This window comes from Streptomyces sp. NPDC096132 (genome assembly GCF_044763345.1).
In the GTDB taxonomy this organism is placed as follows: Bacteria; Actinomycetota; Actinomycetes; order Streptomycetales; family Streptomycetaceae; genus Streptomyces.
Window position 1 is genome coordinate 25,982 of the sequence record NZ_JBIWGA010000054.1, and the last position, 6,792, is coordinate 32,773.

At 66.7% G+C, this 6,792-nt stretch carries 6 protein-coding genes and 1 pseudogene; 1 reads left to right on the top strand and 6 read right to left on the bottom strand.

The annotated features are described in order from the left end of the window. Positions 1-31: 31 nt before the first annotated feature. From ACIRF9_RS50565 to ACIRF9_RS50580, 4 genes are all read right to left on the bottom strand, one after another. Entirely contained in the window at positions 32-748 is a 717-nt protein-coding gene (locus ACIRF9_RS50565) for a hypothetical protein (protein ID WP_403837183.1), read from the bottom strand. Beyond that, positions 745-2,553 carry a hypothetical protein gene (locus ACIRF9_RS50570; RefSeq protein ID WP_403837184.1) on the bottom strand — a complete coding sequence of 603 codons (1,809 nt, stop codon included), beginning with the start codon at positions 2,551-2,553 and terminating at the stop codon, positions 745-747. The genes ACIRF9_RS50565 and ACIRF9_RS50570 overlap by 4 nt, the downstream gene beginning before the upstream one ends. 313 nt (positions 2,554-2,866) lie before the next feature. Further along, positions 2,867-3,079, bottom strand: coding sequence for a hypothetical protein (locus ACIRF9_RS50575; RefSeq protein WP_403837185.1), 213 nt, complete (start codon positions 3,077-3,079; stop codon positions 2,867-2,869). Positions 3,080-3,630: 551 nt separating this feature from the next. Next, positions 3,631-4,053, bottom strand: coding sequence for a hypothetical protein (locus ACIRF9_RS50580; protein ID WP_403837186.1), 423 nt, complete (start codon positions 4,051-4,053; stop codon positions 3,631-3,633). A gap of 152 nt (positions 4,054-4,205) precedes the next feature. Here ACIRF9_RS50580 and ACIRF9_RS50585 point away from each other — a divergent pair, with 152 nt between their 5' ends. Beyond that, complete coding sequence (locus ACIRF9_RS50585) at positions 4,206-4,895, top strand: hypothetical protein (protein WP_403837187.1); 690 nt, start codon at positions 4,206-4,208, stop codon at positions 4,893-4,895. A 585-nt stretch (positions 4,896-5,480) separates the two neighbouring features. Here ACIRF9_RS50585 and ACIRF9_RS50590 read toward each other — a convergent pair. Together ACIRF9_RS50590 and ACIRF9_RS50595 are read right to left on the bottom strand one after the other, a co-directional pair. Then, positions 5,481-5,699 (bottom strand): annotated as a pseudogene (locus ACIRF9_RS50590) (site-specific integrase); the annotation flags it as partial. A gap of 122 nt (positions 5,700-5,821) precedes the next feature. Then, positions 5,822-6,457 (bottom strand): SMI1/KNR4 family protein, encoded by a 636-nt coding sequence (locus ACIRF9_RS50595; RefSeq protein ID WP_403837188.1) that lies wholly within the window; start codon positions 6,455-6,457, stop codon positions 5,822-5,824. Positions 6,458-6,792: the final 335 nt, after the last annotated feature.

The window sequence follows — 6,792 nt, forward strand, 5'->3', positions numbered from 1 at the left end:
CAGTGCACGGCCCCAAGAGTCTCGGGGGGAACTAACGGACGTGGCGGTGCATGGTCACCGTCGGCTCGAAGTCGGCGAGCGGGCTGTCTTCCCTTCCGCGGGGGGCGCGCTGCGCCTCACGGTCGAGGATGGTCTTCACCTGCGCGGCCAGTTCGTCGGCACGACGCTTGATCTGGGAGATGGTCAGGCCCGATCCCCTCAGCAGTCCGACCTGACGGTCGATCCTGTTGAGTTCGGCACGTGCCCCCTGGCCCAGACTGAATGCCCGCGGGGTGGCCACCACGAACTGATAGGCGCCGGCGAAGGTCTGACACGAGGGGCAGTGACCGTTCGCGGAACGGCTGATGTTGCTCGCGTTGATCAGCCGGGCATTGCGACCGGAGGTCGTGACGATCTGGAAGGACAGCGCGACCGAGCGGCACGGGGCATCGAGGGAGCAGCCCACGGACTCCGCTGTCGCGCGATTGTTGGCCGTCACGGCGACAGACGGACCGTACTCGTGGATCTCGAAACTTTCGTCGAACTGGTTCACGTGCATCCTGTCAGCGCGGCTGTGTGCCATGTCCACCGCGACAGCGGCACCGTGGGAGAAGCCGGGGCCGGTGGTGGCCGAGGCCACCGTGGCTGTCATGGCGAGGCCGGCGGTGGCGACCACGCCGAGACCGATCGTCCTTTTGGTGACGACGCTGGTACGCGGTTTGCGGTGGTGCATGTTTCTCTCCTGTGGATGGAGGGTGGCCGGCGTCACGAGGAACTGGGACTCGGCGACGCCGTCCCGGAGGGTGAGGGAGACACGGCCACGGGCCCTGATGCCGTCGGGGACGGCAGGACGGAAGCCATCTCGCTCTCGGACGAACTGGCTGTCGGGTGCGCGGGGGTGCGGGTGGCGTGGGCAACGCCGGAGGCGGAAGCCCCGGTGGGGGTCGATGGGGCGGCAGGCGTGCTCGCCGGACGAGTGGGTGACGGGGCGGTGCCGGAGCGCGGTGTGGACCTGGCTGCGTCACGACCGCCGGGGAAGTCCGTGCCGTGGCGCTCGCCTGTGCCGTGCCGGCCGGGTGGGGAGGGCGTGGGGCGGCCGGTGGGCTTGGAGTCCGTGGACGTGCTCTGTGTGGAATGGACCCAGGGCACTGCGGGCTGCAGCGCGGGTGTCACGGGAGCTGCCGCGGGAAGCGGTTTGGGGGTCATCCCCTGCCACCACGCGCCGGCGAGGACCACGGCGCCGACGCAGGCCGCGAGGGCCAGCACGAGGCGCCTCGTCGGCTTCCCCTCGGTGGCTCTCACGACCGCGCGGAACAGCCGGACCGCCACCCGGCAGGTGAGATAGGCGCCGCCGGCCATTGGGCACATGAGCATCAAGGTGCCGATGACTCCGACCGCTCCGGCGGCCAGATGGCCATCGCTGAAGGCCAGGTACGTTCCAACACTCTGGTTCTTGAGACTTCGCATCGCGGTCGCCAGCAGCCGCGGAAGGTTCCACAGGACGTACGCCACCTCGGCCACCAGCAGCGGAATCATCGTCAGCACCCAGACGGTGACGACGGTCCGGGCAGAGCGCCTGAGGCCCAGGGTGGCGGGATTCCGGCCGGGCAGCATGCTCCGGAGGATCGGCTTGACCTTGCCGAACAGGTCGGGGACGCCCGCCAGGTCGCCCAGGATGTAGTAGCCGTCGAGCCGCACCACCGGCATCAACTGCTCCAGGACCTCGAAGTGCACGAGGTAGATCGACGCGAGGAAGAACGCCTCGCCGGTGAGGAGATAGCCGGCCATCAGAAGCAGCATGAAGACGGCATTGAAGTAGACGCCTCCCAGACCGGTACGCAGCCTCCCGGATTTCGGGATCCGGTAGACATCGGTGACGTCCGTGTACATGGACGGCCAGATGAGATAGAGGCCGTACCCGATCCTGCCGGGGGCCGCACCGCTGTAGTGGCAGGCCGAAGCGTGCCCGAACTCGTGGAAGAGGAGTGAGGCAACGGTGAGAGCGAACACGATGAGCATCCACAGCGGTTGCTCGAGTACCTGCAGCACTGGGGTGATGGCGCCGTGGATCGCGAAGAGCCAGATGTCCATGGCCGCCATGCCGGCGAGCGCCAGAGCCACCACCACCGGCCTGTGCAGCCAGGCGAAGGCGGCAGCGATACGGGCGACCTGCTCCTCGCGGAAGATGACCCGGTGACCACGCAGGGACAACAGGAGATCCGACGTGGGTGGGGCGCTTTCCTCCGATTCCTCCGAGGACTCCCCTAATGGCATCGTGACACCCATCGGAGCGAGCCTCTTGTCCAGGAGGTACACGACGTTCTGCTCGGTGACCTCGGCCCCGTATCGGCCGCTGACCCGGTGGGAAATGGCTTCGGCATCACGGATGCCGTCGACGGAGCACACGATGAGATACAGCAGGCGCGACAGCAGGAGCACCTGTCCGTCCCCCCGGCGGACGATGTACTTGCGCTCGGTGAATCCGGATCCCTGGTATTCCCCCAGGGTCTCAAGGCCGTGACCGAGCCGGGGCACGGACGTGGCGCTGAGCGAGGTGAAGAGGTCCGCCGTCATGACCTGCGTCGTGGCAGCGAACGACTCCGGTGACCGGATCGGGAGCGTCTGGGCACAAGGTGGTTCGTCGTGCGGAGGTGCTTCGTGATCGTTCCAGGCTCGGAAGGAGCCGTTGTCTCCGGGCAGCGTCATTCTCTTCTCCACAGCGTGTGACGCTTCAGCGAGTGCGCGGCTCTTCCGCGCCGCAGGGAGGAAGTACAGCGGCGAAGAAGAGCCGCGCTCCGAACCACTGAGCAGCGTCCCCTAGTCGGTGGTGCCTGTCGCGGTGCTGCGGGGGCGGACGTCGCGATCCTGCCCCCGCAGCACTCACGCGCTACTGCCGGACGCTGACCGACTGGGTCGCCGCGGACTGCGCGACGGCCAGCGGGGAGAACTGGTTCGCCGCGGTGGACTCGTTGTGGACGCCCAGGTTCGCGACCTTCGTGGAGACAGTCGACAGCTTGGTGAGGTTGAAGGAGAACCTCCCCAGCGCCTCACGCCCGGGCAGCAGTTCCGCGGTCTCGCCCTCGAGCTGGTCCATGTTCATCAGAAGTGCCTTTCATTTCGTGGTTGAAGGGACAAGTACTCGCCCCTCCAGTCGTGTTCCGCCTCCGTCGGCGCAACCGGACGACAGTGAGCAGCAATTCGCCGGTCCGGTTGCACCGAGGAGGCTCGGACGGCGGAGCCGCCTCCTCAGCCTGGACGGGGATTGGTCCGGCTCAGGAGACATGCACGACCGACCCACGTGAAGCAGTCCGCGGCCACGCGCCGGCCCCGCCATCCAGAGTCTCCGGACATCTCGTCCGGAGGGTCTGGACATTAGCCGAAAGCGCAGAGACCACGCAAACCATCGATATCCGACATGCGTTCAAAATCTGCCCTCAGTTTGATTTCTCGCCATTGATATCAACCTGCCCCTTGGCATCGACTCCTGCCCGGAGCGGGTGCCGGCGGTGACGGCGAGGCTTCGGGCACCTCCTCGCTCGAAAGGCGGAACCCCTGTCGGCGCATGCGTGAACGCGATCCCGGCAGGATTCCCCTGGCCGAAGACCAGCCTCGGTCACCCCCGCCGATGGCCCTGTCGGGGTGCACCCCGGCTCAGTTCGTCGGCTCGTCGGGCTCCTGGCTCGCCGGAGGACGGCGCCGCTCCGCAAGCCACTGGAATCCTGCGCTCATCTGAGCCTCGGTCAGCCCGGTCTCCTCCAGAAGCTCGGGCGGCTTCATCCCCCCAGGGTGGGCACTCAGAGCCCGTTTCAGCTTCCCGGCCCACAGCTCCTCACAGTCGAACGGACGCTGCATGAATTTCTTCGCCAGAGCCCGTCGGCACTCCTGGGAGCAGGCCATCCCCACCCGTTGGCCATCCTCCTCAGGATGGAACAGATCAACCGCCGACGAGTCCGACAGGACAACCGGATACGGGTAGGCGTCGCGCCGCGGCTCGACACACAGCATCGCCCCGCATTCATCGCATCTGGCTGGAAGCTTCTCATTGTCGGATTCGTCGCGTATCTCCGGATGCATGCGCGTACGTTACCCGCCGCCGATGATCCCCACACCGTCCGCTCCCGGACTTGCCCGACCGGGTTCGCAGCGGGAAAGGGAGAACCGAACCACACCCCTGGGTATCCGACGGACCGCCAACTCACCGCAGCGCGAAGGGCGGCAGTGGCGGCGTGGTGGCCCAGCCCGCCGGCTCGCCGGCCACGCCGGACACCCGGTTCTCGGTGCCCAGCCTCTCGTACGTCTCCGCGGAGATCGGGCACTCCGCCCTCACGGGCAACGCCTACGGACTGTTCCTCTCCGGCGCCAACGGCGTCAGCATCAGCGACAGCACAGTGCAGGGGAGCCTGGAACACGGTGTGGTCCTGCACCGGTTCGTCACCAACGCCGTCGTCGAGCGGACCGTCTCCAAGGACAACGGCGACGACGGGTTCGTGCTGGCCCGTGCCACCGAGCGGTCCGGGTCAGCGGTGGCACCGCCGCGGGCAACGTGCCTTCCACTTGGACCGCGTCAGCCATCGGCGGCTGGCGGGTTTCACCGTCCGCGGCGCTCAGAAAGGCGTGATGGCGGACGGCGTGTGGGCACCGTCGTCCAGGACCTCACCGTCGAACAGATCGGTGACGAGGCCTTCCTCCTGCGCAACTTCAGCTCGGGCAACATGGTCCGGGACAACACCGCCAGCAACACCGGCCGGCGCCGCGAAAGTACGGCGAGGGCATCTACATCGTCACCGCCAAGTCCAACTGTTGCGACCCGGCTACGGCTTCCATCTCACGTCCGAACCAAGATCTCCTACATCCACGCCATGGCGGAGGTCTGCGAGGAGACCGGCGCCGACGTCACCGGTCTCGCACAGGCATGACCGTCGAGATCGCCGGCGCACTCGCCGTGATCCGCCTCGGCCTCGACGGATCGGCTTCCTGACCCGTGTCCTCCAGAAGCAGCATCGTCCTGAGCTCCTTGGTCTGGCAGATCAGCTCAGGCCGCTCCTGTGCCCGGCGGCCCATGCGGCGCGACCCTGCAGATGACCGAGGGCCCCGACACCCTCCTCAGTGCGCGGCCTTTGGCGCCCCGAAGGGGTCTGCGGTGCTCACCGTTTCGACGACCGCGGCTGGTCTCAGCCGAATCCCCCACCCCAGCCCCAGAGGGCCTCCGAGGACCCCTCATGGGAACGTCATGGGAACGGAAGGCCATGTAAAGGCGGGGAAATATCGGAGAGGGACGGAAGACCGAACCCCGCTGACCAGCAGGAACGGTGAATCCAAGGAAAGACCATCGCAGACAGGGAAGGCAATTGTGTCTCTCCTAAAGCGGGTGTCGCAGGTTCGAATCCTGCCGGGGGCACAGAGAAAGGGCCAGCGCAGGAGGGTTTTCCTCCTGCGCTGGCCCTTCGTCTGTTCGGGGCGTGCCACACGCGTGCCACTACGGCCGTGTGGCGGCCGGATTCCTAGTCCGGGGCGGCCTCTTCCCCGCCCTCACGGATCATCGCTCCGAGGCGATCGGCAATGGCCTGGTCACGGTCGCTGGTCATGTGCTGGTAGATCAGCGCGGCGCGCGACCTGCTGTGGCCCATGCGGGTCATCAGCTCACGGGTGCTGGCGCCGGCGGTCGAGGCCAGGGTGTTGCCGGTGTGGCGGAGATCGTGGAAGTGGACTGTGTCAGTCACTCACGCCGACATGCGCATCACGTGGACGGTCCGACCAGCGCTCTTCCTGCCCCTCGCCCACCGCCAGGACGGCGAACTTCCAGCCTGCGCAGAGGTCTTCAAGCCCCATGCAACCGACTGAGTCAGGGCGCCGGCCACTGAAGAAAGTCCTGCACGATGGGATCCGGCTCGCCAGTCTCGGGGTCGAGACCTGCAAGCCAACGTCGCTGCTGCTCGCGCCAGTGCACGAAGGGAGCAGTCTCACCCCAGAGGGAAGCGTCGCCAAGCGGGCAGTCATCGAACTCGGCCCGCATCATTCTGACCAGGAAGTCGACCATGCCGCAGTCGAAGAGCTTCCATCGCGAGTCGCCGTAGCGGATCTGCCGACGCCAGACCACCACGGGCCACTTGTCAGGGTCCGAATCGAGCATCAACCAGCCCAACTCATTGGCGTTGCAGCCAGAGCCCCAAGGCAGGACGGAACTGCTGTCTGGTGCCGTGCCGGGGACGCCGCCCTCCCTATCCCACAGGTCCCGGAATCCAGGAATGCTGTCCAGGATGCTGCCCGGATCCCACCGCAAGTAGTCGACGGGCAGCGGCCCCAGGATGCCGAGTTCTCCGATGTCACCCGCGCCGTAGACGGACATGAACGCCTTGTAGTCGCTTGGGAGACCGACCCCGAAGGCCTCTTCGGCCGCATGCCAGTCCACTTGCTCATCTGCCCCATGCTCAGGGGACACAAGACTGAGCAGCGGCTTCAAAGAAGTCTCGGCGGCCACAACGCTCCTTCGATCAGCTTGGAGCCTCACCGTAGCTGCACACACAGACAACGCAGAGTGTCGGGTCCCAGGTGAAGCGCACTGTCAAGCATCTCCCGGAAGCGGACATAGTTCGAGTGGCCGACTGCATTACAACTTTCTCCGCTGGTGGGCGGCTCGCTCCGCTCCCCGCGCGCGGCAATCAGCCGCCTGATGCCAGAAAAGGGGTACGTCGTGGCTGGGGCGGTCGGCTCCACGGCTTTAGAGGCCGTTCTCTTTCCGAACCTCGTGTGACATTTGCGCAGGTCAGGCATGAAGTAGCTGCTGCCGCGGGAGCCTCGGCTTGTTGCCGGGCG

What these genes read in the sequence shown, in the direction of transcription:
- ACIRF9_RS50580 (WP_403837186.1), bottom strand. Translation starts at nt 4,053, where the DNA reads ATGCATCCGGAGATACGCGACGAATCCGACAATGAGAAGCTTCCAGCC.
- ACIRF9_RS50575 (WP_403837185.1), bottom strand. Translation starts at nt 3,079, where the DNA reads ATGAACATGGACCAGCTCGAGGGCGAGACCGCGGAACTGCTGCCCGGG.
- ACIRF9_RS50570 (WP_403837184.1), bottom strand. Translation starts at nt 2,553, where the DNA reads ATGACGGCGGACCTCTTCACCTCGCTCAGCGCCACGTCCGTGCCCCGG.